22 protein-coding genes are annotated in these 25922 nt (G+C 59.3%); 12 read left to right on the plus strand and 10 right to left on the minus strand.

Annotation, left to right across the window (positions count from 1 at the left end; translation table 11 throughout):
- Positions 1-31: 31 nt before the first annotated feature.
- Together ACR3E6_RS01565 and ACR3E6_RS01570 are read right to left on the minus strand one after the other, a co-directional pair.
- Positions 32-1189 (minus strand): acyl-CoA dehydrogenase family protein, encoded by a 1158-nt coding sequence (locus ACR3E6_RS01565; RefSeq protein ID WP_480485497.1) that lies wholly within the window; start codon positions 1187-1189, stop codon positions 32-34.
- Between the two features lie 142 nt (positions 1190-1331).
- Positions 1332-1895: a TetR/AcrR family transcriptional regulator gene (locus ACR3E6_RS01570; protein ID WP_171634241.1), complete on the minus strand. Its 564-nt coding sequence runs from the start codon at positions 1893-1895 to the stop codon at positions 1332-1334.
- A gap of 292 nt (positions 1896-2187) precedes the next feature.
- Here ACR3E6_RS01570 and ACR3E6_RS01575 point away from each other — a divergent pair, with 292 nt between their 5' ends.
- Together ACR3E6_RS01575 and ACR3E6_RS01580 are read left to right on the plus strand one after the other, a co-directional pair.
- A complete protein-coding gene (locus ACR3E6_RS01575; protein WP_480485499.1) occupies positions 2188-2652 on the plus strand; it encodes a nuclear transport factor 2 family protein in 465 nt (154 codons plus the stop codon).
- Between the two features lie 12 nt (positions 2653-2664).
- The gene (locus ACR3E6_RS01580) at positions 2665-3285 is read left to right on the plus strand and encodes a pyridoxamine 5'-phosphate oxidase family protein (RefSeq protein WP_171634247.1); all 621 of its coding nucleotides are present in this window, start codon (positions 2665-2667) and stop codon (positions 3283-3285) included.
- 390 nt (positions 3286-3675) lie between these two features.
- On the opposite strand, the gene ACR3E6_RS01585 is transcribed toward ACR3E6_RS01580, so the two are convergent.
- Both ACR3E6_RS01585 and ACR3E6_RS01590 read right to left on the minus strand, forming a co-directional pair.
- Positions 3676-4371: a THxN family PEP-CTERM protein gene (locus tag ACR3E6_RS01585; RefSeq protein ID WP_209832326.1), complete on the minus strand. Its 696-nt coding sequence runs from the start codon at positions 4369-4371 to the stop codon at positions 3676-3678.
- Positions 4372-4627: 256 nt separating this feature from the next.
- Complete coding sequence (locus tag ACR3E6_RS01590; RefSeq protein ID WP_171722789.1) at positions 4628-5287, minus strand: TetR/AcrR family transcriptional regulator; 660 nt, start codon at positions 5285-5287, stop codon at positions 4628-4630.
- Positions 5288-5352: 65 nt separating this feature from the next.
- On the opposite strand from ACR3E6_RS01590, the gene ACR3E6_RS01595 reads away from it, so the two are divergent.
- The 8 genes from ACR3E6_RS01595 (at position 5353) to ACR3E6_RS01630 (ending at position 16336) form a co-directional block, all read left to right on the plus strand.
- A complete protein-coding gene (locus tag ACR3E6_RS01595) occupies positions 5353-6669 on the plus strand; it encodes a flavin-containing monooxygenase (RefSeq protein ID WP_480485502.1) in 1317 nt (438 codons plus the stop codon).
- On the plus strand, positions 6666-7568 hold the full coding sequence (locus ACR3E6_RS01600; RefSeq protein ID WP_171722787.1) for a bile acid:sodium symporter family protein: 903 nt from the start codon (positions 6666-6668) through the stop codon (positions 7566-7568). The genes ACR3E6_RS01595 and ACR3E6_RS01600 overlap by 4 nt, the downstream gene beginning before the upstream one ends.
- Positions 7565-8497 (plus strand): SDR family oxidoreductase, encoded by a 933-nt coding sequence (locus tag ACR3E6_RS01605; protein WP_480485505.1) that lies wholly within the window; start codon positions 7565-7567, stop codon positions 8495-8497. The genes ACR3E6_RS01600 and ACR3E6_RS01605 overlap by 4 nt, the downstream gene beginning before the upstream one ends.
- Complete coding sequence (locus ACR3E6_RS01610; RefSeq protein WP_171634261.1) at positions 8494-9258, plus strand: SDR family NAD(P)-dependent oxidoreductase; 765 nt, start codon at positions 8494-8496, stop codon at positions 9256-9258. The genes ACR3E6_RS01605 and ACR3E6_RS01610 overlap by 4 nt, the downstream gene beginning before the upstream one ends.
- A gap of 80 nt (positions 9259-9338) precedes the next feature.
- The gene (locus tag ACR3E6_RS01615; protein ID WP_480485507.1) at positions 9339-11807 is read left to right on the plus strand and encodes a heavy metal translocating P-type ATPase; all 2469 of its coding nucleotides are present in this window, start codon (positions 9339-9341) and stop codon (positions 11805-11807) included.
- Positions 11804-12193 (plus strand): Cu(I)-responsive transcriptional regulator, encoded by a 390-nt coding sequence (gene cueR, locus ACR3E6_RS01620; protein ID WP_480485509.1) that lies wholly within the window; start codon positions 11804-11806, stop codon positions 12191-12193. The genes ACR3E6_RS01615 and cueR overlap by 4 nt, the downstream gene beginning before the upstream one ends.
- A gap of 101 nt (positions 12194-12294) precedes the next feature.
- Entirely contained in the window at positions 12295-13167 is an 873-nt protein-coding gene (locus ACR3E6_RS01625) for an NAD(P)-dependent oxidoreductase (protein ID WP_480485511.1), read from the plus strand.
- 103 nt (positions 13168-13270) lie between these two features.
- Positions 13271-16336 (plus strand): aminotransferase class III-fold pyridoxal phosphate-dependent enzyme, encoded by a 3066-nt coding sequence (locus ACR3E6_RS01630; RefSeq protein ID WP_480485513.1) that lies wholly within the window; start codon positions 13271-13273, stop codon positions 16334-16336.
- Positions 16337-16386: 50 nt separating this feature from the next.
- On the opposite strand, the gene ACR3E6_RS01635 is transcribed toward ACR3E6_RS01630, so the two are convergent.
- Together ACR3E6_RS01635 and hemP are read right to left on the minus strand one after the other, a co-directional pair.
- Entirely contained in the window at positions 16387-16863 is a 477-nt protein-coding gene (locus ACR3E6_RS01635) for a hypothetical protein (RefSeq protein WP_171228953.1), read from the minus strand.
- Positions 16860-17027 carry a hemin uptake protein HemP gene (hemP, locus tag ACR3E6_RS01640; RefSeq protein ID WP_083445319.1) on the minus strand — a complete coding sequence of 56 codons (168 nt, stop codon included), beginning with the start codon at positions 17025-17027 and terminating at the stop codon, positions 16860-16862. The genes ACR3E6_RS01635 and hemP overlap by 4 nt, the downstream gene beginning before the upstream one ends.
- Before the next feature lie 206 nt (positions 17028-17233).
- Here hemP and gph point away from each other — a divergent pair, with 206 nt between their 5' ends.
- On the plus strand, positions 17234-17893 hold the full coding sequence (gene gph, locus ACR3E6_RS01645) for a phosphoglycolate phosphatase (protein WP_480485515.1): 660 nt from the start codon (positions 17234-17236) through the stop codon (positions 17891-17893).
- 722 nt (positions 17894-18615) lie between these two features.
- On the opposite strand, the gene dld is transcribed toward gph, so the two are convergent.
- The 4 genes from dld to ACR3E6_RS01665 all read right to left on the minus strand — a co-directional run bounded on the left by dld (position 18616) and on the right by ACR3E6_RS01665 (position 24711).
- Positions 18616-20295 carry a D-lactate dehydrogenase gene (dld, locus tag ACR3E6_RS01650; RefSeq protein WP_480485517.1) on the minus strand — a complete coding sequence of 560 codons (1680 nt, stop codon included), beginning with the start codon at positions 20293-20295 and terminating at the stop codon, positions 18616-18618.
- Between the two features lie 18 nt (positions 20296-20313).
- On the minus strand, positions 20314-21465 hold the full coding sequence (locus tag ACR3E6_RS01655) for an alpha-hydroxy acid oxidase (RefSeq protein WP_171118676.1): 1152 nt from the start codon (positions 21463-21465) through the stop codon (positions 20314-20316).
- Positions 21466-21477: 12 nt separating this feature from the next.
- Entirely contained in the window at positions 21478-23541 is a 2064-nt protein-coding gene (locus ACR3E6_RS01660) for a TRAP transporter large permease subunit (RefSeq protein WP_171634291.1), read from the minus strand.
- 120 nt (positions 23542-23661) lie between these two features.
- Entirely contained in the window at positions 23662-24711 is a 1050-nt protein-coding gene (locus ACR3E6_RS01665; protein WP_171634294.1) for a TRAP transporter substrate-binding protein, read from the minus strand.
- Between the two features lie 334 nt (positions 24712-25045).
- Between ACR3E6_RS01665 and ACR3E6_RS01670 the strand changes: the two genes are divergently transcribed.
- A complete protein-coding gene (locus ACR3E6_RS01670; protein WP_152458933.1) occupies positions 25046-25819 on the plus strand; it encodes a FadR/GntR family transcriptional regulator in 774 nt (257 codons plus the stop codon).
- Positions 25820-25922 lie beyond the last annotated feature (103 nt).

Below are 25922 nucleotides of genomic sequence, written 5' to 3' on the forward strand. Positions count from 1 at the left end.
GACGACGGGCGGGAGGGCCCGCGTGGTGGGCTCAGACGTCGAGCGATCGCGCGATCAGCTCTTTCATGACCTCATTGGTGCCGCCATAGATCATCTGCACCCTGGCATCCGCGTAAAGACGCGCAATCGGGTATTCCATCATGAACCCGTAGCCGCCGAACAGTTGCAGGCATTCATGCATGATCTCGTTCTGCACCTCGGACCCCCAGTATTTGGCCATCGAAGCAGTTGCCGCGTCCAACTCGCCTGCTTCCAGTTTCCCGATACAATCATTGATGAAACTGCGCAGAACCTCGGCCTTGGTCTTGCATTCCGCCAGTTTGAACCGGGTATTCTGAAAATCCATCACCCGCTGCCCGAAGGCTTTGCGTTCCTGCACGTATTTCACGGTTTCACCGATGGCGAAATCGATCGCGCCCAGCGCCATGATCGCGATATTCAGCCGTTCCCACGGCAGCTGTTTCATAAGCTGATAGAATCCCTGCCCTTCCTCGGGGCCCAGCAGGTTTGTCATCGGCACTTTGACATCTTCGAAAAACAGTTCGGCAGTGTCATTGCCCTTCATGCCCAGTTTCTTGAGGTTCCGCCCCCGGCGAAAACCTTCACACCCGTCAGTTTCCACCACGATCAACGAAACGCCGCGTGCGCCAGCGGTTTTGTCGGTCTTGGCGGCCACGATGATCAGATCCGCAGTCTGTCCGTTCGTGATGAAGATTTTGGACCCGTTCAACCGGTAGGAGTTGCCGTCCTTCTCGGCAGTCGTCCGCACCGCCTGCACGTCCGAACCGGTACTGGGTTCGGTCATTGCCAACGCGCCGACCAATTCACCCGACGCCAGTTTGGGCAACCACTTCTTCTTCTGATCTTCGCTGCCATACGCGGTGAGATAGTGGGTCACGATCGACTGAATGCCATAACCCCAACCCGCATCACCCCGCGCGCCCTGTTCGTAGGCCGTGATGGCGTCAAAGCCCATGCCGCCGCCGACGCCGCCATATTCTTCGGGGATCGCACCCGCCATCAGCCCGGTTTCGCCGGCCTTGCGCCAGAAATCGCGATCCACAACGCCGTTTTCAACCCAGGTTTCGATATTAGGCGACAGTTCGTCATCCATGAACCGACCCACCATATCCGCGAACATGCGGTGTTCATCAGTGACCCATGCCGCAGTCGAAGTGAAAAGTGACATTGAACGCCCTCCAATCGGTCTTTCCGGAAAAGGCTAGCGCCGTGTTCGGTTCACGCCAATCCTTGTGACGCCGCGTCCCTTTGCGGAACAACGCAACGTTCCCTGGCCTACGATGTCAGAGAATACCTATTGGCTGGCGGGGTTAAGTCAGTGCTTTGGCCAAAAGGTGCTTGGCCGCATCCTTGGCGTCTTCCGCCGGATCGCAGTTCTTGAGCAGAACGGCGGAAACGATGGCTCCTTCTTGCAACAACACGATCTGACTCGCGAGCTTCCGAGGATCATGCGCGCCGGCCTGCTGGGCTATGGCCGTGAAGTGTTCCAGCAAAAGCTGTTTGTGTTCGGCGGCCTGTACATGGATCGGGTGATCCTTGTCCTGATACTCGGCCCCGGCCTTGATGAACATGCAGCCCCGGAACCCGTCCTCTTCGAACCACTCTTTCAGGGCATCGAAACTGACGATGATCTGCTCGGCCGGTGTTTCCGCCATCTCGTCGATGCGCTGAAAGAACCAGTCGCGAAAGTTCTCATCCCGCAAGCGCAGCGCGGCGACGATCAGGTCTTCCTTGGTGCGGAAATGCTTGTACATCGACGTCTTGGACACGCCTGTTTCCACGACCAGCTTGTCCATGCCGGTTGCGTGAAACCCGTCGCGGTAAAAGACCTTCAGGGCCTTGCTGACCAACTCATCCCGTTTGTTTGGGCGCATGATTCGGCTCCATGGTGTACCGTTCTGTACATATTACCATGGAGCGTGAAGTACAATGACCCCAGGCCAAAGCGTTGTTTTGAAATAGTTTTACCAGGCGCCTTGTCTCACCATGAAATTTCCACTTGCAAAAGTTTACAGATCGGTACACTTTGCCTATAAGTTAACCGATCTGTACACCCGAGGATTTGACCGATGAAACGTCGCGCCAGCATTTTTCCACCTCAGTACGTCCCCTTCCTTCTGACCATTGCTCTTCTTGCCGCCTCCCTCACCTGAAAGCCTTTGCGAAATGTCCAGAACTCCCTTGCCTCCCTTCACGTTGGAAACTGCCACTCAAAAAGTGCGCACGGCGGAAAATGCCTGGAACAGCCGCGATCCCGACCGCGTGACGCCCGCCTATACGGATGACAGTCAATGGCGGAATCGGGTTGAGTTCCTGTCCGGCCATGCCGACATCCACGCCTTTCTGACCCGCAAATGGCGGAAGGAACTAGATTATCGCCTGATCAAGGAATTATGGGCCTTTGCCGGAAATCGCATTGCCGTACGCTATGCCTATGAATGGCGCAACGACAGCGGTCAGTGGTTCAGATCCTATGGCAATGAAAACTGGGAGTTCGCCGATGACGGGCGCATGTCACATCGCCATGCCTCGCTCAACGATCTTCCGATAGCCGAAGATGACAGGCTGTTCCATTGGCCCTTGGGCGAACGCCCTCATGACCACCCCGGGTTGTCCGAACTGGGTCTTTGAAAGGATTTTCCAATGCCCCGCGCTTTTTCCGAACTGACCTTCACACCCGCAGTCCGCGCCCATCAAGAAAGGATGGGATCGGCCAGAACCTATGCCAAGTTCATTGCAGGTGGCCCGCGGCAAGGCCATCTGATCGGAGACCCAGAGAAAGAGTTCATTCAGGCGCGGGACGGGTTCTATCAATCCACCGTGTCCGAGACCGGCTGGCCCTATGTGCAGTATCGGGGCGGGCCGACAGGGTTTCTGAAGGTGCTTGGCCCTCAGACCATCGGATATGCGGATTTTTCCGGCAATAAACAGTATATCTCGCGCGGGAATCTGGACGGCAATGATCGTATTGCAATGATCCTGATGGATTACGCCAACCGACGCCGTCTCAAGATCCTTGGGCGTGTCGTGTTCACGGAAGGCGAAACAGCGGCCGCCACCCTTTACCCGGAAGAGGCCGAGGCACCGGCCGAACGGGCCGTGGTCATCCGCGTCGAGGCGTTGGACTGGAACTGCCCAAGCCACATCACGCCGCGCTTCACCGAAGCAGAGTTGCGCCCTCATCTGAACAGGCTGGGGCAGCAGTTGGCAGAGTTGCAGGCGGAAAACCAAAGGCTGAAACAGCAATTGGCAAAGTCAGGTTGACGTTTCAGCCCTCACAAAATTTACGGATATCAAGAGAAGGGAGTGTCGCAATGGTTCGCTCGGTCTTTCACCTCTCGGCGGCTTGCCTTGCCGGTACTGCTCTGATCATTCTGATCATCATGTTCGGTTTTTTCGCTTCACCCAGTGCGGTACGAACATCGCCGCCATCGGTATTCAGCAAGATTTTGTTCGAACACTTGCAGCAAGAATGATGACCGCGCGTCACCGCGACAGGTGTCCAACAAGCGCGCTTGTCGATTCCAACCAAAGCTATCAAGTCGAACCCAGGGGGCGCATGCGCTGTCAGGCTGAAAATCCTGGTCGAAAAAGATCGGCACAGTTCCGGGTCTGCTCTCACCACCAATAATGGTGAGAGCATGTAAAGCCAAATCAGGCCGTGCTGCGCTTTTTCCGACGCCCCATCACAAACAAACCGCTGATGCCGCCAAGAAGCAGCCAGCCAGCAGCGGGCAGCGGCACGGGGGCAATCGTGTATTCCCCATACAGCGTTGCGACGTTTTGCATGTTTTCCGTTGTGCTGAAGCCGTTAGAAATGGTGCTGCCGCCGTCCTGAGAGAAACCGAGGACCGAGAACACATAATTTTGTCCACGGAAATTAAAGCTTTGAGAGCCCAAATTGTTGGCAATGGTCACGATGTCATCACAAGGGGTGGAATCCGCCGGACAGTTCGCTGGGCGATTCAATGTCTCGTTATGCGTCAGGGCAAACGAAGAGGACACCAGAGGGCCACCGCTTATCAATATATCGACAAGAAGGTCGACCGAGCTCAGTGTTGTTCCAGTGATCGGGAAATTCAGATGCGAGAACTGACCCAGAGCAAATGCCGTTCCAGGCAACAGACCTGAAATTGGCGTGCCAGTTGGCGTGAAATCGTAACCACTTGAGCTGCTGCCACTTCCCCACCGAAGAGAAATCGTAGAACCAGAGGTGCTTTCAGTAACGCCGGAACTTGGATTTACGTTTTGCCAAGAGGGCGAGATGCTGGAAATGGTCAGCGCCGACGCACCGCTTGCAGCCATCACACCTGCAACAGCGATCGCAGCTATGTTTCGTATCAATGTCATGTGCCCACCTTACGTATGAATACTCGTTACAAACCACTCTGGGAAAGAGCAGCACAACAGGATCATATTCCTAGCTCAAACGCCACATTGACGCCACGTTTTCACCTCAATCAAGGCGAATGACGCCCCAAAGAGCGTCAAAAAGGACACAATCATCTAGTACGCGCCAATTGTCCGACTTTTGGAAACAGATACTTCGGATACAAGGCGCCAACTGAACGATTGAACACGCAACCGGGCACCGCGTGATGGTTCATCAATGGTCGGATCGTACCATTGCTTCGATACCGGCGGCGCAAAAGTCCACCAGACGCTCCATGCCTGATACGTCACCGCCCTGCGACAGGGCTTTGACCCGCCATCCGCTGTTGAGATGGGCCAGCATCGCCGAGACCGAATAAACCTGGCCACTTGCCAAAACCGCAGGATCGACATCCGGGTAAAGCGTGGCGATCTCGGTAATGAACAGCTGGGCGGTAGGGTCGAAACATTCCGCTGCGATATCGCGCCACCTGGGGTCAACCGATACGTGGGCCACCAACCGCCCATATGCCATCCATCCGGGCCCACCCGTTTCTGCCAGGTCCACATAGGGTCGGATAAAGCTGTCCAGAATGCTGTGAAGCGTCAGCGGAGCGACGGCCTTGGCCCTGTTCAACGCGTCGATCCGAAGTTGCGCCAGCGCGTCCGCGCGCCGCGCCACGGTTTTGTAAAACAATTCCTCCTTGCCACCACCATGATGGTGCACAAGACCAATCTGAACCCCTGCCAAGGCCGCGATATCCCGGATCGACGCACCCTCGAATCCCCGTTCGGCAAAGACGGTTTCAGCCGCATCCATGATCCGCGCCTTGGTTTCAAGCGATCGCCTGGACGGGGCTCTTTGCCTTGGTTTTTCGATGTTTTTTGGACTCATGAATTTCATCTTGCCTTATTTTGGTCGTTCGTTCAAGTTAAGCGTCACGAACTTCGGGAGGGTTCATGACACAGACGCGCAACGCATTCGCCCTGATCGGGGCGGGGCCGATGGGTTTGGCCGCAGCCAAGGTGCTGAAGGAACAGGGCATCGCCTTTCAGGGGTTCGAATTGCATTCGGATGTGGGCGGTCTGTGGGATATCGATGCCCCCAGATCAACCATGTATGAATCGGCGCATCTGATCTCCTCAAAGCGCATGACCGAATTCGAGGATTTCCCGATGGATGAGGCGGTGGCCGAGTACCCCTCGCACCGGGCGATGCGCGACTATTTCCGGTCCTTTGCCGATCGTTTCGGCCTGCGTGAAACCTACAGGTTCAATGCAGAAGTCACCCGGATCACTCCGCTAGGCAAATCCGGTGATGGTTGGCGTGTTGGCTGGCGGGACGCCCAAGGTGAACATCAGGCCGAATTCGCAGGGGTTCTGATTGCAAACGGCACCTTGTCGGAACCGAATATGCCCAGCTTTCCCGGCACGTTTGACGGCGAGTTGATCCATGCCTCGCAATATCGGTACCCGAGTCAGTTCGACGGCAAGCGTGTGTTGGTCGTGGGCGCGGGCAATTCCGGCTGTGACATTGCGGTTGACGCAATCCATCACGCAGAACGCTGCGATCTGTCGATGCGGCGCGGCTATTACTTCGTGCCGAAATACGTTTTCGGCAAACCGGCCGACACGATGGGCGGCAAGATCCGCCTGCCGATGTGGCTGAAGCGCAAGGTGGACAGCCTCATCCTCAGTTGGTTTGTCGGTGATCCGCAGAAATACGGCTTTCCCAAGCCCGATTATCAGCTTTACGAAAGCCACCCGGTGGTGAATTCGCTTGTCCTGTATCACGCGGGCCATGGCGACCTGCGCATTCGCCCCGATATCAACCGCCTGGAAGGCAAAACCGTGCATTTCAAGGACGGCACGCGCGCAGACTATGACATGATTCTCGCCGCGACCGGATACAAGCTGCACTATCCGTTCATCGACCAGGGCCTGCTGAACTGGCAGGGCGATGCTCCACATCTGTACCTGAACGCGATGCACCCCGAACGGGACGATCTTTTTGTGCTGGGCATGGTCGAGGCCACGGGTCTGGGCTGGCAAGGCAGGCACGAGCAGGCCGAAATGGTGGCGCGCTATATCAAAGGTCTTCAAAAGGGCTGCCCGGTGGCGGCCGATCTGAAATCCAAAAAACAAAAAGACTATACGCGCGCCACCGGAGGCATGAGCTATATCGATCTGCCGCGAATGGCTTACTACGTGGACAAGGCCACCTACAGAAAGGCTGTCACCGGATGGATCGAACGGCTGCGGAAAGCCGCCGTATGAGTGGTATCGACGAAATTACGCTGAATTTCAGCCCGGCCTCTCTGACGCTGTTGAATGCGATACTGGCGATCGTGATGTTCTCGATTGCGATCGATCTGACACCAAGGGATTTTGATCGCCTCAGGCGCGCGCCGAAGCCAGTGATCGTCGGGCTGGTATCCCAATTCCTGGTCCTGCCGGCGCTGACTTTTGCACTTGTGTGGGTGACGGCCCCTCGACCGTCTATTGCGCTTGGGCTGATCCTTGTCGCAGCCTGTCCGGGGGGCAATATCTCGAACTTCATTACGCACCGCGCCGGTGGCAATGCGGCGCTGTCGGTGTCGATGACCGCCTTTGCCACCATCGGCGCGATTTTCATGACGCCCTTCAACATTGCGCTTTGGGGCGGGTTGTATCCGCCAACACGCGCGATCCTGCAACAGACCCAGATTGACCCGGTGCAAATCGCAATCCTTGTCGGGTTGATGTTGATCCTGCCTCTGGTCCTGGGCATCGCTCTGAACCAGCGCCGCCCGGCCCTGACCGCACGGTTGCGTGCGCCGCTGCAATACCTGTCGATGGGTATTTTTTCGGCTTTCATCTTACTTGCCCTGGGCGCGAACTGGGGGTTCTTCCTCAGCTTTGCCGGGGCTGTTGCCGGGCTTGTGATCCTTCACAACGCCCTGGCGCTGGGGGGCGGTTGGGTTGTGGCCACTCTGACCCGGCTGTCCCCTTTCGATCGCCGCGCCATCACCATCGAAACCGGCATTCAGAATTCCGGCCTTGGGCTGGTGCTGATCTTTGCCTTTTTTCACGGGCTGGGCGGCATGGCCGTGGTGGCCGCGTTCTGGGGCATCTGGCACGCGATCTCGGGGATTGCCCTGGCGTCGTTCATGGCCCGAACCGAGGCCGCGCGATGAACCGTATCCTGATCACGGGCGCCGCCGGTATGGTCGGGCAGGCACTGTTGCCCGAACTCAAGGGGCACGATGTTTTTGCAACGGATATCAAACGCCCCGACAGCATGCCGGAAAACGTCCACTATCTGCCCTTGGATGTGACGACCGACGCGCCCGCGCGCGTGATCTGCAACGTGAAGCCTGATGTCATAGTGCATCTGGCCTCCATCGTGACGCCTCCGCCAAAAATGGAACGGGCGGCGGCATATGCGGTTGATGTCGAGGGCACCCGCAAGGTGGTGAACGCGGCCCTTGCCAACGGAGTGCGAAGATTGGTGGTCACATCCTCGGGTGCAGCCTACGGCTATCACCCGGACAACCCCGTGCCCCTGCGCGAGGATGATCCGTTGCGCGGCAACCCCGAGTTTCTGTATTCCGATCACAAAAGGCAGGTCGAAGAGATGCTGGCCGAGGTTCGCAGTGCCGCCCCCGATCTGGAACAGGTCGTGCTGCGCGTGGGCACGGTTCTGGGGGCCGGGTCCGAAAACCAGATCACCGCCCTGTTTCGCAAACCCCGCCTGCTGGCGGTCGTCGGCAGCGAAAGCCCGTTTGTGTTCATTTGGACGCATGATCTGGCACGCATCCTGAAGCGCGCGGCAACCGACGGGCCGGTTGGCGTTTACAACGTCGCCGGGGACGGCGCGATGGGCGTGACCGATCTGGCGCGTGCGATGGGGAAGCCGGTTCTGCGCCTGCCCGCTTGGGCGCTGAAATCGGCTTTGGCCGCTGCACGTCCGCTGGGTCTGTCCCGCTATGGGCCGGAACAGGTGCGATTTCTGCAATATCGACCGGTATTGGACAACACCGCCCTGAAATCCGACTTCGGCTACACTCCGAAAAAAACCAGCGCCCAGGTATTCTCGCTCTGGCAAAAGCAGGCGGGGCTATGAAGACGGCTGTCATATCCGGCGGGGCGGGCGGTTTGGGGCGGGCCCTCAGCCATGCTCTGCAAAGTCGCGGGTGGCGGGTGGTGCTGCTGGATCGCGATGTTTCAGGTCTGGACACCGGGCCGAACCAGTTGCCTGTTGGCTGCGATCTAACGGATCCCGACCAGCTTGCCAGGGCAACTCAAAAGGTGATCGCGACCAGCGACAGTATCGATCTGGTCATCTACAACGCCGGCGTCACGCAAATCAGGGGCTTTGAAAAGTCCGACGCGGCCAGCCACCGAACTCTGTTTGACATCAACTATTTTGCGGCCGTTGAAATGGCCCGCGCCTTCTTGCACCCGGTTCGGGCGTCAAAGGGGACACATCTGGCCATCTCATCGGTGGCCGGGTTTGCACCGCTTTACCATCGGACGGCCTATGCTGCCTCGAAACACGCGCTGGAGGGGTTCTTCAAATCGCTGCGCTCGGAAGAAGCCCCTCATGGCGTTGACGTTCTGATCGCTGCGCCCTCCTTTGTGGCCACCAACCCCGGCAACGCACAAGAGCAGGCGGATGGCACAGCGCGCCCCGGATCGGCGAAGGACGGGATGGACGAAATGAGCCCCGAGGCCGCCGCTGAGACGATCCTGCGCGGGCTGGACAAATCGCAGCCCATGATCCCGGTTGGCCGCGTGGCGCGCCTGTCCTGGTGGCTCAACCGTCTGTCACCGCGCCTCTATCAGCGCATGATGGAACGAAACATGCGCGGCTCGGGGCACTAAAAAAAGCTGCCCCAGGCCCTTGACCTTCCCGTCACTGGAACCCCCATCTGGTGGGTAAGGAAACTTCATGGGCGAGTCGCATGGCGCAAAAATCACTGACAGAGCTGAAAATCACGGGCATGGGATGCGCATCCTGCGTGGGACGCGTTGAAGAGGCGCTGCGTGATGTGCCCGGGGTTGAAACGGCCTCGGTCAACTTTGCAACCAAGTCCGCACAGGTGGCTTTTGACGGGCCAGCTTCGGCGCTGACCAAGGCATTGGACGCGGCAGGGTATCCGGCCGAGACCAGCCGGGCGGATCTGAGCATTGAAAGTATGAACTGCGCCTCGTGCGTGGCCAAGATCGAGCGCGCGCTGACGGCCAGCCCCGGTGTGATCGAAGCGCAGGTCAATCTGGCGACACAAACTGCCGCGGTGACCTACGCCGCGGGGGCAACATCGCCACAGGCGCTGGCACAGGTGGTCACCGACACCGGTTACCCGGCGCGGCCTCAAGCCGTTTCGACACCCGAAGATCGCGCAGACACTGAAACAGCAGGGCTGACCCGGGCCACTCTGCTGGCGGCCGCTCTTGCCCTGCCCGTGTTCATTCTTGAGATGGGCGGGCACATGATCCCCGCATTCCACCATTGGGTACACGCCACCATCGGCACGCAGACCAGCCAGTTGATTCAGTTCGCCCTGACAACGGCCCTGCTGCTGGGGCCCGGTCGCGTGTTTTATCGCAAGGGCATCCCGTCGTTGCTGAGGGGCACGCCGGATATGAACGCGCTGGTCGCACTGGGAACCGGGGCGGCCTATCTGTATTCGGTGGTGGCCACATTCGCCCCCGGCGCGTTACCGATGGGAACTGCCAACGTCTATTACGAGGCGGCGGCTGTGATTGTCGTTCTGATCCTTCTGGGCCGTCTGATGGAGGCGCGCGCCAAGGGCAAAACCGGGGCTGCGATCCGTAAACTGGCGGGCCTTCAGCCCAAAAGCGCGCGGGTCGAAATCGATGGCCGGATAGAAGACCGCCCTATCGCCGAGATTGCGGTGGGCGACATCCTGCACATCCGCCCGGGCGAACGCGTGCCGGTGGATGCCGAAGTGCTCGAGGGCACCTCTTACGTCGATGAAAGCATGATCACGGGCGAGCCGATACCCGTTGGAAAATCAGCCGGCGCGGCTGTTGTCGGCGGCACCGTGAATGGCACCGGCGCCTTGCGGGTTCGGGCGACGCGCGTGGGGGGCGACACGGTGCTGGCCCAGGTCGTTCGCATGGTGCAGCAGGCGCAGGGGGCCAAACTGCCGATCCAGGGTCTGGTCGATCGGATTACATATCGCTTTGTCCCGGCGGTCATCCTGGTCGCCGTGATCACCGTCGCAGCCTGGCTGATCTTCGGCCCAAGCCCCGCCCTGCCGCTGGCGCTTGTCGCCGGGGTTTCCGTGCTGATCATAGCCTGCCCCTGCGCCATGGGTCTGGCCACTCCGACCTCGATCATGGTCGGCACCGGGCGCGCGGCCGAACTGGGGGTGTTGTTCCGCAAGGGCGATGCCTTGCAGCAGCTTCAGCAGGCACGCGTCATCGCGCTGGACAAGACCGGGACCCTGACACTGGGCCGCCCGGAACTGGACAATGTTCTGACGGCGAACGGGTTTGACAGGGATGAGGTTGTGCGGCTGGCCGCCGCCCTCGAGGCGCGGTCGGAACACCCGATAGCTTCGGCGATCACCCGGGCCGGGCCTGCGACGCTGCCACAGGCGACGGACGTCCTGTCGATTACCGGGCTTGGCATGCAGGGGCTGGTTGAAGGCCGGAACGTGTTGATCGGGTCGCACCGGCTTATGCAGCAACGCGGGATCGACCTTGGAGCCTTGGCCAGCGAAGCAGAGGCCCGCGCCGCCGAAGGGGCAACACCATTGTTCGTCGCATTGGATGGGCAGGCCGCAGCCACGTTGTCTGTGTCCGACCCGGTCAAACCCGGCACCGAAGAGGCGCTGGAGCGGCTCCACCAAATGGGTCTGACCGTGGCCATGGTCACCGGAGACAACGCGCGCACCGCGCAGGCCTTGGCTGATCGGCTGGGGATCGATCACGTCACCGCCGAAGTGCTGCCCGACGGCAAGGTGGATGCGATCACCGCCTTGCGGGACCAGTTCGGAACGCTGGCTTTCGTCGGCGACGGCATAAACGACGCCCCGGCGCTGGCAACGGCTGACATCGGCATCGCCATCGGGACGGGCACCGATGTGGCCATCGAAACGGCTGATGTCGTTCTGATGTCCGGCGATCTGCGCGGGGTTGCAAATGCAACCGAGATCAGCCGTAGAACGATGCGAAACATTCGCCAGAACCTGGGATGGGCATTCGGTTACAATGTCCTGCTGATCCCGGTCGCCGCTGGTGCGCTGTACCCGTTCGGAGGCCATCTGTTGTCTCCGGCGCTGGCCGCCGGCGCGATGGCGCTTTCGAGTGTCTTTGTCGTCTCGAACGCGCTGCGTCTGCGTCGCGTTCAAGCCAGCGTGCCGGAAACCCCGATCCCGCCCGCCAAGGAGGTGCACGCATGAATATCGGAGATGTGTCCACCCGCACCGGCCTGCCTGCAAAGACGATCCGGTACTATGAAGACATCGACCTGATCAAACCGCTGCGCGACGACAACGGCTATCGCCGATTTCGCGATCAGGATGTGCACAAGCTGAACTTTCTGGGCCGTGCCCGGGCTTTGGGATTCACCATCGGGGATTGCCGGACATTGCTGGCGCTTTACGAGGATGAAACCCGCGCCAGCGCAGATGTGAAACAGGTCGCGCGGGACCATCTGGCGCAGATCGAAGCCAAGATCGTCGACCTGAACGCGATGCGCGAAACGCTGAGCCACCTGATCGACGCCTGCGCCGGGGATGACAGGCCGGATTGCCCGATCCTGCAGGATCTGGGCGGGAAGGGCTGACTTGGGGTTGCCCTTTGGGCGCAGCTTTGCTTTGTCTTCGCCAAACATTTCGGCCAGGCACGCACCGCTGAAGCCGACCGAACAGCGGAGAGGATCACAAAATGGCAAAAGTCGCGTTCCTTGGCCTGGGCGTCATGGGCTATCCCATGGCTGGGCATCTTCAGGCCGCAGGCCATGACGTCACTGTCTACAACCGCACGGTTGCCAAGGCCGAAGCCTGGGTAAAGCAGCATGGCGGATCGATGGCAGCCACCCCGAAAGACGCGGCTGAAGGCGCCGAGTTTGTGATGGCCTGCGTCGGCAATGACGACGATCTGCGCATGGTTTGCACGGGCAAGGACGGCGCATTTCACGGCATGTCCAGCGGGGCTGTTTTCGTCGACCACACCACGGTTTCTGCAAAGGTCACGCGGGAATTGTACGCTGCCGGCCAATCACAGGGTATCGCCTTTGTGGACGCGCCGATCTCGGGCGGCCAGGCAGGCGCCGAAAACGGTGTTCTGTCAATCATGTGCGGCGGAGATCAGGCGGCTTATGATGCGGCTGAACCGGTGATGCAGGTCTATGCGAAGATCTGCCGCCGCATCGGGGACAGCGGCGCGGGCCAGATGACCAAGATGTGCAACCAGATCGCCATCGCAGGGTTGGTTCAGGGCCTGAGCGAAGCGTTGCACTTCGCCGAGAAGGCCGGGCTGGACGGAAGGGCCGTGGTCGAGGTGATCAGCCAAGGCGCCGCTGGCAGCTGGCAGATGGCAAACCGGTATGAGACCATGCTGGATGATCAGTTCGAACATGGCTTTGCCGTCGACTGGATGCGCAAAGATTTGGGTATCTGTCTGGATACCGCCAATGAAACCGGTGCGTCCCTGCCTGTTACCGCTCTGGTCGATCAGTTTTACAAGGATGTTCAGAAACTGGGCGGTGGCCGCTGGGACACCTCGTCGTTGATCAAGCGCCTGCGGGCCCTGGGGTAACGCGGGGGGTTGTCTGCCCCCCATCGCGCCAAGGCGCGATTCCCCCCGAGGATATTTTTGGCCAGATGAAGAGGGCTCCGGCGCGATCGGAGCGGAGACGGGAATGGACGATTTAAGTGCTTTATGGACGGCCGCGCTGCGGCAGCTCTGGGGGCTGGACGCCCGCTTGACGCGGTTGGATGGTGAATATGATCTGAACTTTCTGGTGCACGCCACCAATGGTCAGGATTATGTGCTTAAGGCCATGCGGGCCGGATGCGATGCGGATCTGGTTGATTTGCAAATCAAGGCGCTGGCGCATATCGCTTCTGAGGCACCGGGGTTGCCGTTTCCCAAGGTGTTCCCTGATTTGACCGGAGCAATGCTGCCCGAGATTGCCGATTCTGAAGGACAGCGCAGGCTGATTTGGCTGTTGGAGTGCCTGCCGGGCCAATGTTACGCGAAGGCCGCCCCAAAATCCGAAGAGCTGATCCTGAAACTGGGCCGCGTATTGGGGGCAACCGACCGGGCCCTGGAAGGGTTTGAGCATGAAGGGTTGCACCGGGTCGGTTTCAAATGGGACCTGATGCAGGCGGGCTGGATTGCTGACAAGTTAAACGCGATCTCTGACCCCGCGCGACAGGCACTGCTGACGGAAATCTGTGAGGGGTTCGCTGCAATCGCGGATGTCCTTGCGGACCTGCCGAAACAGGCCATCCACAATGACGCCAATGACTACAACATTCTGGTCGAAGGGGAACTGGGCGAGCGGCGGCGGATCTCGGGCCTGATTGATCTGGGCGACATGTGCGCCGCGCCGCGCATCTGCGATCTGGCGATTGCCGGCGCGTATGTCGTGCTGGATCACCCCAAGCCGGAACGGGCACTGGCTGCGTTGGTAAAGGGCTATCACGCAGCCAACCGGCTGCGGGCGGATGAGGTTGACCTGATCTGGCCGTTGCTGAGGATGCGGCTTGCCGTATCGGTCGTCAACTCGACCCTGATGGCGGCCGAGAATCCGGATGATCCCTATGTGACGATCTCTCAGGCGCCTGCTTGGCGGTTCCTTGAGAACACGTCAGTCAATGGCGGGCTGATGTCGGCGCGGTTGCGGGCGACTTGCGGCTTGCCCGTGGTTGATGGGGCTGAACGCATCCACGCCTATCTTCAGGAACACCGGGGGCATTTTACCGACATGTTCGGCCAGGACCTGGGCGATGTGCCCATGGGCTCGCTTTCGGTCGAAAACTGCGTCTGGCCCCGGAACCCGTTCCACATGCCTTTGGCCGAGGCCGCGCGCGTTGGCGAGGAATACGGGCAGGACCTGTGGCTGGGTTACTATAACGAGCCCCGCCTGATCTATGCCGAGCCGGGGTTCCGCAAGGGCCCGTGGAAAGCCTCGGACAGGCGGACGGTTCATCTGGCCGTGGATGTGTTTGCGCCTGCCGGGACGGTTCTGCATGCACCGATGAGCGGGCGGATCGAAGTGGTCGAAAACCGCGACCAGCACCTTGACTACGGCGGGGTGATCATCCTCCATCACGAAACGCCCGAAGGCGACCCGTTCTATACGCTCTATGGCCATCTGGATCCGGAATGCTGTGACCGGCTGAAACCCGGCGACCCGGTGGCACAGGGCGCCGCGTTTGCGCGGTTGGGCGATGCCGACCAGAATGGCGGATGGGCCCCGCATGTGCATTTCCAGCTGGCCCTGACCACCGATGGCATGGAAGCGGACTGGCCCGGTGTCGGAGACCCGGACGAACTGGAGCTGTGGCACGCGGTCTGCCCGAACCCGGCGGCGTTGCTGAACCTGCCGGATGACAAGGTGTTCTATCACCCAACTGACAAAGCGGAAATCCTGCACAAACGGCGGGCGCATTTCGGGGGCAACCTATCCCTGACCTATGACGATCCGGTCATGCTGGTGCGCGGCTGGAAGCATCACCTGTTCGACGAATGGGGACGCCCCTATCTGGACGCCTACAACAACGTGCCGCATGTGGGGCACGCGCATCCACGCATTCAGGCCGTGGCGGCGGATCAGCTGAAGCGGATGAATTCGAACACCCGTTATCTGCATCCGGCACAGGTGGAATTTGCCGACAAGATCCTGTCGAAGATGCCGGATCACCTACAGGTCTGCTTTTTTGTCAACTCGGGCACCGAGGCAAACGAACTGGCCCTGCGGCTGGCCCGCGCCCATACCGGCGCAAAGGGGATCGTGACGCCGGATCACGGCTATCACGGGAACACGAACGCTGCGGTGGCGATCTCGGCCTACAAATTCAACAAACCGGGCGGCATCGGGAAAGCCGACTGGGTTGAACTGGTCGAGGTTGCCGATGACTATCGCGGGTCATTCAGGCGGGACGACGCGGACCGGGCACAGAAATTTGCTGATCTTGTCGATCCGGCGATTGCCGCCCTTCGCAACGGGGGACAGGGCGTGGCCGGGTTCATCGCGGAAACCTTCCCGTCGGTCGGCGGCCAGATCATTCCGCCCAAGGGCTATCTGCCTGCGGTTTACGAAAAAATACGTGCTGCGGGGGGTGTTTGCATCGCCGATGAGGTGCAGACAGGTCTGGGACGGTTGGGTGAGTATTACTTTGGCTTCGAACACCAGGGCGCGGTTCCGGATATCGTAGTGATGGGCAAGCCAATCGGAAACGGGCACCCACTGGGCGTGCTGGTGACAACCCGCGAGATCGCGGACAGCTTCAACAACGGGATCGAGTTCTTTTCGACCTTTGGCGGCTCGACCCTGTCCTGCCGGATCGGCAAAGAGGTGCTGGATATCGTCGATGACGAGGGGTTGCAGGACAATGCCCGCCGGATGGGGGATCGTCTGATGGCGGGACTGCGCCAGATCGAAGCCGACTTTGGTTGCGTTGGCGACGTGCGGGGTATGGGGTTGTTTCTCGGCGTGGAGCTGATCAACCCCGATGGAAGCGAAGGCACCGAGATTTGCAGCTATGTCAAAAACCGGATGCGCGATCATCGCATCCTGATCGGCAGCGAAGGGCCCAAAGACAACATCCTGAAAATCCGCCCGCCCCTGACCATCGAGGCCGAGGATGTTGACATGATCCTCTGGGCGCTGCGGAATGTGTTGTCCGAGGTGGGCGACTTTACCCCTGCCCCTGTTTGCGATCATGACCATCACCATGCCGGATGCGGGTGCTGCTGAACGAAAAAACCCCGGCGCAGCGCCGGGGTTCAACCGTTCCACACTCAGGGTCAGTGGAGCACGGCCGAGGGGGTCTGGTGGCCGGTGGTCGGCATTTTGAAACCTGCGGTCATACGTCTGAGAGTCAGCCCCAGTTCTTCCGACAGGGATGCCAGCGCGGGGGCAAAATCCGGACGTACGATCAAAGACGCCAGCATCATCGCATCTTCACGCGCCCCTTCGGACGCTGCCGCGATCATCTGTGCAAAGCAATTCTCGTCCGCGCCAAGGCATGCACATCCAAGACCATGCCGGATCAGGGGGCGGCGGCCATGGGTGGCGCATAGAGAGCATAAACGATCCAAAGTCAGCATTGCCGCACGCCCGCAATCCGCGCCCAGCGCGACTTGGAAATCGCTGGCAGCGTCGGCACGACCGCCCTCGCCTTCGCTCCACATCCGCAGATACATAACGGCGCCCGCTTCGATGGGATCGAGATCGGCAAGGCGGCCAACCGCTGCACCGCCGCGCTTGAAAGGCGCGCTCATTTCGTCAGGATCAGTTTGCCTGCACGGGTGATGCGCAGGGTATAGAGTTGATCGCCAAGTTCTATATGGGCCAGGTTGCCGCCCTTGGTCAGATCCTCGGCCTTGTGCGCGGGAAGCATCGAGACAGCGTAACCTTGGGTTGGGGTCGGGTTCTGTACGTTCATCGGGACATCTCCAGAGCGTTTCGGCATGGTGCCATATCTATCGCGTTTCACTTGATTTGGCTGACCCCGAAAGGGTTGGCTTTCTGTTCCTGCCGCTTAATCTGATTATTTTAGTAAGGATTGTCAAGCATGGTTTTGAAACAGGCGATTGCCCCTCGGTACAGGGCGGGTTAGGTCTTGGGTCGGGCGATGAAGGGCAAGCAAACATGACCGCAGCAGTTGTATTCGATCTGGACGGAACGCTGGTGGACAGCCTGGGCGATCTGGCGGCGGCGGCCAACCGCACGCTGAACGACGTTGGGCATGATCCATTGGCGACGGATATCATCAAAGGATTCGTCGGCAACGGTTTACCCAAGCTGGTCGAACGCATGATCCGGCATTGCGGGCTGCCGCTGGATCGCCATGCGGAACTGACCCAACTGACCCTCAAACACTACAATTCCGCTGCAAGCGAAACGACCGTTCCCTACCCCGGCATCCCGGAGGCACTGGCCAAATTGCAGCAAATGGGATGCGTTCTGGGCGTCTGCACCAACAAACCCGAAACACCGGCGCGGCATGTGCTGGAGGCACTGAACCTGTCCCGGTTTTTCGACGCGGTTCTGGGTGGCGACAGCCTTTCGACGCGAAAACCGGATCCCAACCATCTGTTCGCAAGCTTCGATGCGCTTCAGGCGTCCGGCCCGCGTCTGTTCGTCGGCGACAGCGAAGTTGACGCGGAAACGGCTGCGCGTGCGAAGATCCCGTTTTTGCTGTTTACTGAAGGATACCGGAAGACGCCGGTCGCCGAAATTCCACACACCGTGGCCTATGGCACATCACAAGATTTGCCCGCCCTCGTCGCCAAATTGATCAAAAGCTGACACCGGCAACGATCCGCATGACCACTGACCCCAACTGCCATGGACCCCAAAAGTTAAGAGGGGCCGGCCGAGGGGGTGTGACCAGCCCCTCATCGGGGAAAGTTAGTACCGTGTGTGTTTGTGTGGTAAGTACGGTAAAATATGTTTACCCCTGTTTGTCGCGGCGCGAAATTGGGGGTTTCCCGTAGTTCCCCAAAAAACGCGAAAAATAAGGGATAAGTGGCGCTTTCCCGGCCCCGGTCATCTGCATATTTTCGCATGCAAGACAGGCTTCCGGCCCGCAGCTTCACAGGGGTGATCTGCAGCCGATTGCAAGCCAAGGGTAACCCTAGGAAAACCTGCCAGAAATCACGCGACCCTGAAATTACCTGAACAGAAAGGTGCTCTGTCAATTGACCGCATGAACCCGCCGGTTCAGATCCCGGACAGCCTGTCAAATGCGTGTTTGTGATACTCAAAACCAAACGATTTGCGTCAAACGCTACTGAATTCCGCGTCTCAACGCGACATTCTCTGCCGATTCCGACGACCCCAACTGCGCCTTCCGAATCTCCCCTATACCTGACACGCGACGCTCATTCGGTTTTGGCAGCCTTCTGCGCGGCAGATGCTTGCGGGGTTGCGCTCAGGATATCAGACAGTCGGGCACCAACACCCTTTTCATCAGAACCCGGTGTATCTGCCGGCCGTTTTCACAGCACCCTGCCGCGCCGGAAAACCGGTTATTGGTAATTCTTCGCCTTGGACATTTTGCCGATACCGGGATTGAACGAGTTGGTCGGGTCGCAGCATTTGTAATGTGCCGCCAGGTCGGGCTTGGCCTTGTAAAGGTGCCCCACGTTATGTTCAGCAGGGTATTCCGCGCCGCGTTCGTCAAACAGTTTCAACATTGCGGCCTTCAGAGCTTTTGGGTCAGCTCCTTTTTTGACTATGTAGTCCTGATGCATCACGTGGCACATGAAGTGCCCGTAATAGAGTTTGTGAACCAACTGGTCTTCGATCTCAGGCGGCAGCTTCTCCAGCCAGTCCTGGTCGTTGCGGCGCAGTGCGACGTCCAGTGCGATGATATCTTCGACGTCGTCCGAATGGATCGCCATGTAACGCACCGCCGCGCCCGCCGCCGCAAACCGATGAAGGCCTGCGATTCTGGCCTCGCGCGCATCACATTCGAAAAATCCGCCATCCCGGCCACTCAGAAATCGCGGCAACCACTCAGCGGCCTCGGATACACCTTCATCCTTCATTTTCAGGATAAGGTGATGTTCGTATTTGTCGCGAAAATCCGTCATACGTTTGGGCAGGACACGTGGCCACAAAGCTATAGCTGCCTGCATGAAACGATCAGTGAAATTTCGCAAAAACGGAATGCGCCGCAGGCGTGCATCCACGGCGCCTTTCATCGCAAAGAACATCGGCAGACGGTCCGTGCCAAGCTTGTCGATCATCACGACCGTGTCCTTGCCATAGCGTGCTGCAATATCGAACGCTTCGCGATGCATGTATTCGGCCGAAACCGGCAGCGATTTGAACTCTGACAATATGTGGCGCCGCAGGTCCGCCAGATCGTCGGGATTGTTGGTGCCCACATAGAACACCTTCTCAACCTCGTTCTTGGGAAAGGTGTCAAGGCGCACCGCAAAAACGGCCAGCTTCCCGGCCGAGCCCGAAGATTCGAAAAGCCTGGTCTTGTCCGCATTGAACCGCGCAGGCGTTTGCGCATTCACGTCCCGCACGATCTGTGCGTAATCGCTGGCCGATGCGCGTTTGTTGGTTGTCCCGGGATTGCGTTCGAACCTGCCTGCATCGAGGTTTGCAAGGATCTCTTCCGGCGTGCTGCCCAGATCGATGCCCAGATGGTTGACCAGTTCCAATTCACCCTGTTCGGTGATTTGCGCATAGACGGAAAGTTCCGTGTAAACCGGACCGCGCTCTACCAGAGAACCGCCGGAATTGTTGCATACCCCACCCACGATCGACGCGCCGATGCAGGACGAACCGATCACCGAATGCGGCTCGCGTCCGAACGGGGCCAGCAGTTTTTCCAGCGCAAAAAGCGTGGCGCCCGGAAAGCTGACGATCTGCTCTGCGTCGTTCAAGGGCACCAGAGTATCCATCCGGCGCGTGTTGATCAGAACCACGTCACGGTCATAGGTGCCGGACGGCGTAGACCCTTCGGTCAGACCAGTATTGGCCGCCTGCATGATGACGATCTTGTCGGCTGCAACGCAGGCTTGCAGGATCTTCCATTGCTCCAGCAGGGTCCCCGGCTGAACGACGCACAGCGCCTCACCCTCGCCCGAGCGGAAACCGCGCCGAAAGCGCTCTGTCGCGCGCGCTCCGATCAGCACGTGACGCGTACCGACGATAGAGCGGAAATGTTTGATCAACGCGTCATTGGTCATATCGGCCCCCGTTTCGGGTTAGGGGTTGCGGAAACGAATATTCTCGCGGCTGAGCTGGCCAACACTGGTGACACCCATCAGTTTCATGTCGCGCTCGATCTCGGCACGCATCAGCCCAAGGGCCCGTTCGACCCCAGCCTGCCCCGCGGCAGCCAGAGGATACAGGTAGTGCCGCCCGATACCCACCGCTTTGGCCCCGATCGACAGCGCCTTGAGCACATGGGTGCCACGCTGAATGCCGCTGTCCATCATCACGTCCAGTTTGTCGCCGACTGCATCGACAATCTCGGCCAGTTGATCGAACGGCGTGCGCGATCCGTCCAATTGTCGGCCACCGTGGTTCGACAGGATGATGCCGGTACAACCGATCTCAGCCGCGCGTTTGGCATCTTCGACGGTCATGATCCCCTTCAGGCAGAATTGACCATCCCAGTCGCGCACCATCTGCGCCACGTCATCCCAGTTCATCGACGGGTCGAGCATGTCGGTGAAATACCCGCCGATCGAGCTGGCCCCACCGCCCATATCCACATGTTCCTCAAGCTGAGGCAGCCGGAACTTTTCATGGGTGACATAGTTGATCCCCCACATCGGCTTGATCGCGAACTGGATCATGCCGCCCAGCGTCAAGCGGAACGGGATCGAGAACCCCGTGCGCAGATCACGCTCGCGGTTGCCGCCGGTGATGCTGTCGACGGTCAGCATCATGACTTCAACACCCGCCTCTTTGGCGCGCTGCATCATGGCGGCGTTCAACCCGCGATCCTTGTGAAAGTAGAATTGATAGACCTGCGGGTTTTTGTGTTTTTGGCGCAGCTCCTCCAGCGAGACGGTTCCCAGAGAGGAAACTCCGAACATGGTGCCGTATTTCTCGGCCGCCGCCGCGACCGCGCGCTCACCCTGATGGTGGAACAGGCGCTGCAACGCGGTGGGTGAGCAATAGACCGGCATGTCCAGTTTCTGCCCCATCACCGTGACGGACATGTCCACGTCCGAAACCCCGCGCAGGACCGAAGGCAACAGATCGCAGCGGTCGAACGCCTTGGTATTTTCCCGATACGTCACCTCATCATCCGCGCCACCGTCGATATAGTTGAAGATCGGCCCCGGCAGCCGCTGTTTGGCCAGCCGCCGGAAGTCGTGGAAGTTATGACATTGGCTCAGACGCATCCGATAAGCTCCTTAATAGGCGACCGACGGCAACCAGGTGGCAAGGGTCGGCCACAGGAACACTAGCGCCAAACCGGTCAATTGCAGCAGGACAAATGGGATGATGCCCTTATAGATATGCGTCAGCTTGATCTCGGGCGGGCAAACACCTTTGAGATAGAACAAGGCAAAGCCAACGGGCGGCGTCAGGAAGCTGGTTTGCAGCGTCACAGCGACAAGGATCACGAACCAGACCAGCGCCGGTTCATCCAGTACGCCAAAGCCGGGGATGTCGATGCCCAGACCGTTCACGATGGGGCGCATCAGGGGCAGCACGATCAGCGTGATCTCGATCCAGTCCAGTACGAAGCCCAGCAGGAAGACGATGAACAGGATGAACAGAATTGTCCCGTTTGCACCAAAGCCGGTGGATTGCACCACATGTTCGATCAGCTCATCCCCGCCCAGTTCGCGCAGCACATAGGAAAACACAGTCGCACCGAGGAAGATCGCAAAGATATAGGCGGTGGTGTTGAAGGTCGACACCAGCACGTTCCACAGCTTGGCAAAGGTCAGCTTGCGATAGCCCAGCGCCAGCAAGGTCGCACCCAAGGCACCGATGCCGGACGCTTCGGTTGGTGTGGTCAGACCGGCAAAGATCGACCCCAGCACGGCAAGGATCAGCATCAGCGTCGGGATGACGGCGATGAGAACGTCCTTCACGGCTGCCCAGTCGGGGGCTTTCGCACCTTCGGGCACGGGAGCCGCGTCGCGTTTCACCAGAGCCAGAATGAAGATGTAGGTCAGGTACAAGGCGCCGATGATCACGCCCGGGAAAACCGCGGCCATGAACAGGTCTCCGACGGACAGCGCCATCTGGTCGGCCATGATCACCAACATGATTGAGGGTGGGATCAGAATGCCCAATGTCCCCGAGGCCGAAACCACGCCCGCAGCCAGCGTCGGCTGGTACTTCTGCTGCATCATCGACGGCAGCGACAGCACGCCCAGCAGTACAACCGAGGCACCAATGATGCCGGTCGAAGCCGCAAGAATGATCCCGATCAGGGTCACGGTGATGGCCAGTCCTCCGCGCACCGTCCCGAACAGGCGCTGCATCGAGGACATCAGACGCTCGGCCACTCCGGATTCGTCCAGCATCAGCCCCATGAAGATGAACATCGGCAGGGCAACCAGAACCGCGTTGGACATGGTCGCGTAGACCCGGTTCACCACCGCGCCAAGCGTCAGATAATCAAGCCCGGTAAAGGTGCTTTCCAACCCGGTCCACAGCATCAGATCGTTGTCGAACAGATAGGCCAGACCGCAATAGGCGACGCCGACACCGGCCAGCACCCACGCCACCGGGTAACCGGTGAACAAAAGCGCGATAAAGGTCAGGAACATCGCGATGACCAGCTTTTCCTCGGTCGTTTCGACCAGGAAGGTCAGGCCAACACAGACGGCTGCGAATACCGCCAGCACCAGAAGAACACGGCGCAGCGGCGCGCCTTCACGTTCCGAGGCCGGCCCGTAGATCAGCGCGTGCCCGTCATGGATCAACCGTGCCAACGCGGCCAGCGCCAACAGTACAAAGCTGATCGGAATGACCGCCTTGAAAGCCCAACGCGCAGGCAGGCCGGTTGGGCTGTCCGAGCGTTCGTTGACGCGGAAGCTTTCGTAGAAATAATCATAGCCCTGATCGACCATCAGATAGATGAACGGGGTCAGCAGGGTCAGGATGCCGATCACCTCGATGATCCGCTGCGCGCGGCGCGAAAGCTGCATATGCAGGACGTCCACGCGCACATGGCTGTCGGTGATCAAGGCATACGAGATGCCGATCATCGTGACGATTCCATAGAAATGCCACTGGATCTCATCCAGTTTCGGGTAGTTCTGGCTGAACAGGTAGCGCAACGAGACCTGTGCGAAGATCGCGCCCATCAGCAGGACATTGGCCCACATGACGACATGACCCACAGCCTTGACCCCGGCGTCGATCGCGACGGCGATTTTCTGGCGGTCGGACTCGGGGTGTTCCAGGATGCCTTCATAGGCTTCGACTGGATCGTTGAGGTTCTTTTGGGTGGTCATGGTCATTCCTCGCTCAGCAACCCGGAATACGGGCAGTGAAAGGTTAGAAAGTCCGAAGATCGAAAAGCAGGGGCCGGAGCGGCGGATCGGGCCGCCCCGGCAACGTCAGTGAGGGAGAGTTTACTGACGTGGGAGGAAGGCGTTCGTCTTCCAGAGGTTATAGCCGTCACGGAATTCGTTCATGTCGGCCAGAACCTTGGCAAAGAAGGCATCATTGGCGGCCTCTTCTGCGGCAACCTCTTCCCAGGTCGCGCGGAAGGTATCCAACATCTCGGGCGACCACTGCTTGATGGTGACGCCGTTGTTTTCAACGTTGTCGATCAGGGCCGCGTGCTGGATGGCTTCGCCTTCGGCAAAGCTGTCCGCCATCGAAGCCTTGCAGGCGCTTTCGATGATTGCCTTGTGCTGATCGCTGGTTTCGTTCCAGACGTCCTTGTTGATCAGCAGTTCAAACACGGTCGCCTGCTGATGCCAGCCGGGGAAATAGTTGAACTTGACCAGCTTGTGGAAGCCCAGACGCGCGTCGATGGCAGGCATCGAAAACTCGGTCGCGTCAATCGCGCCTTTTTCCAATGCGGGGAAGATCTCACCACCTGGCAGTAGCGAGGTCGCTACACCCAGTTTCTGCATCACCTTGCCGCCCAGACCAAAGAAACGCATCTTCAGCCCGTTCAGGTCTTCGGGCGAATTGATCTCGGACGCGAACCAGCCCGAGGTTTCCGGCGCGATGATGGCGCAGGGCAGTACTTTTACGTTGTAACCGGCCTGATCATACATCTCCTGATACAGGGTCATGCCGTTGCCATAATACAGCCAAGCCATGTATTCGCCCGCCTCGGGGCCGAACGGCACGGCCGAGAACAGCGGCGCAGCCGGGATTTTACCGGCCCAGTAACCAGCCGTGGTGTAGCCCGAGTTGATCTTGCCGGTGGACACGGCGTCCAGAATTTCGAAGGGCGGCACCAGTTTTCCCGGCTCGTACACCTTCATCTTCATCGTGCCGCCGGACATCAGTTCCAGCTGATCAGCCACACGTGGAATAGGTGAACCCAGGCCCGGCAGTTCGGTCGAAAAGGCAATCGGTGTTTTCAGCAGCAGCTTGTCCGCCGCAACTGCGGGTGCCGCCAGCAGGCTGGCGGCCACGGCCAGGCTTGTCAGGGTCTTCTTCATGAAATCTCCTCCAGGTTTGGTCGGGTTTTCTCCGATCAGTGGCGCAGGCTCTTCCAGCGCCGCTCCGGTGGTAAACTAACTTTACCAACTCAAACCAGTCAATAACTTTGTTTACCACTGGGCTAACCGAAACTGGAAGCTCGCCTTCGACAAGCCCTGCAAAATCCCGATGCGACTGCCTCAAAAAGCCAACAGATTCTCCAAAAATCATTCTTAAACAGACACGTAATTCACGTCCGGGAAGAACAGCCTCGCGCTTGAAATCTGAACGGATGTGGTTATCTTTGTTTACCAGTTATTCTGGTTATTATAGCGTCACACGGGGCAGCATCTCATGAACACCACGGCGATTTTTGAACCGGTTGGACACGAATCGCTGGCTGATGCGGTGGTTTCACAGGTCGAGGACCTGATCGCTTCGGGCATCCTGAAGCAGGGCCGGAAACTGCCCTCCGAGCGTGATCTGGCCGAGATGTTGCGCGTGTCGCGCCCGAAGCTGCGCGAAGCCCTTCAGGTGCTGGAAGAACGCGGTCTGGTCACAACGCAACACGGTGAGGGAACATTCGTCGCAGCCCTGACCGGACAAGCCATGATGCCCGCGCTTCTTGCTTTGTACGAACGCCACGAGCCGGCTTTCTTCGACTATCTTGAGTATCGTCGTGAGCAGGAAGGTTTCGCGGCCCGGCTTGCCGCACGTCGCGCCACCAAGGCAGACAAGGAACGGATTTCCGAGATCCTTGATGAAAACGAGCGTGCCTGGCAAGAGCAGGACGCCAAGGCTTCGCAAGAGGCGGACTTTGCGCTGCATTCCGCGATTGTGGATGCCAGCCAGAACGCGACCCTGATCCACATGATGGCGTCGATCTACGAACTCACCCGCAAGGGCGTTTTCTACAATCGTGACTTCCTGCGCACGATTGACGGGACCGGCGAAAAGCTGCTGCAACAACATCTCGAACTTGGTCGCGCGGTGATCGAAGGGGATGAAAAGCGGGCCGAAAAAGCGGCAAAGGATCACATCGACTTTGTTGAAGAATCTTTCAAACTCGGGATCGAGCAGCGGCGACGCGAAGCCATGGCCGAAAAGCGCCGGATACTGTCACGCTGACGGCTTTGTCACCCATTTGCCCTTCTGATTGCGGTGCCCCAGTCCCCGAGGTGGCCGCGAAAGGCACCTGTTTGGCGATTTGCGACCGGTTTCCAAACTTGCC

The organism is Ruegeria sp. AL3 (assembly GCF_056536065.1).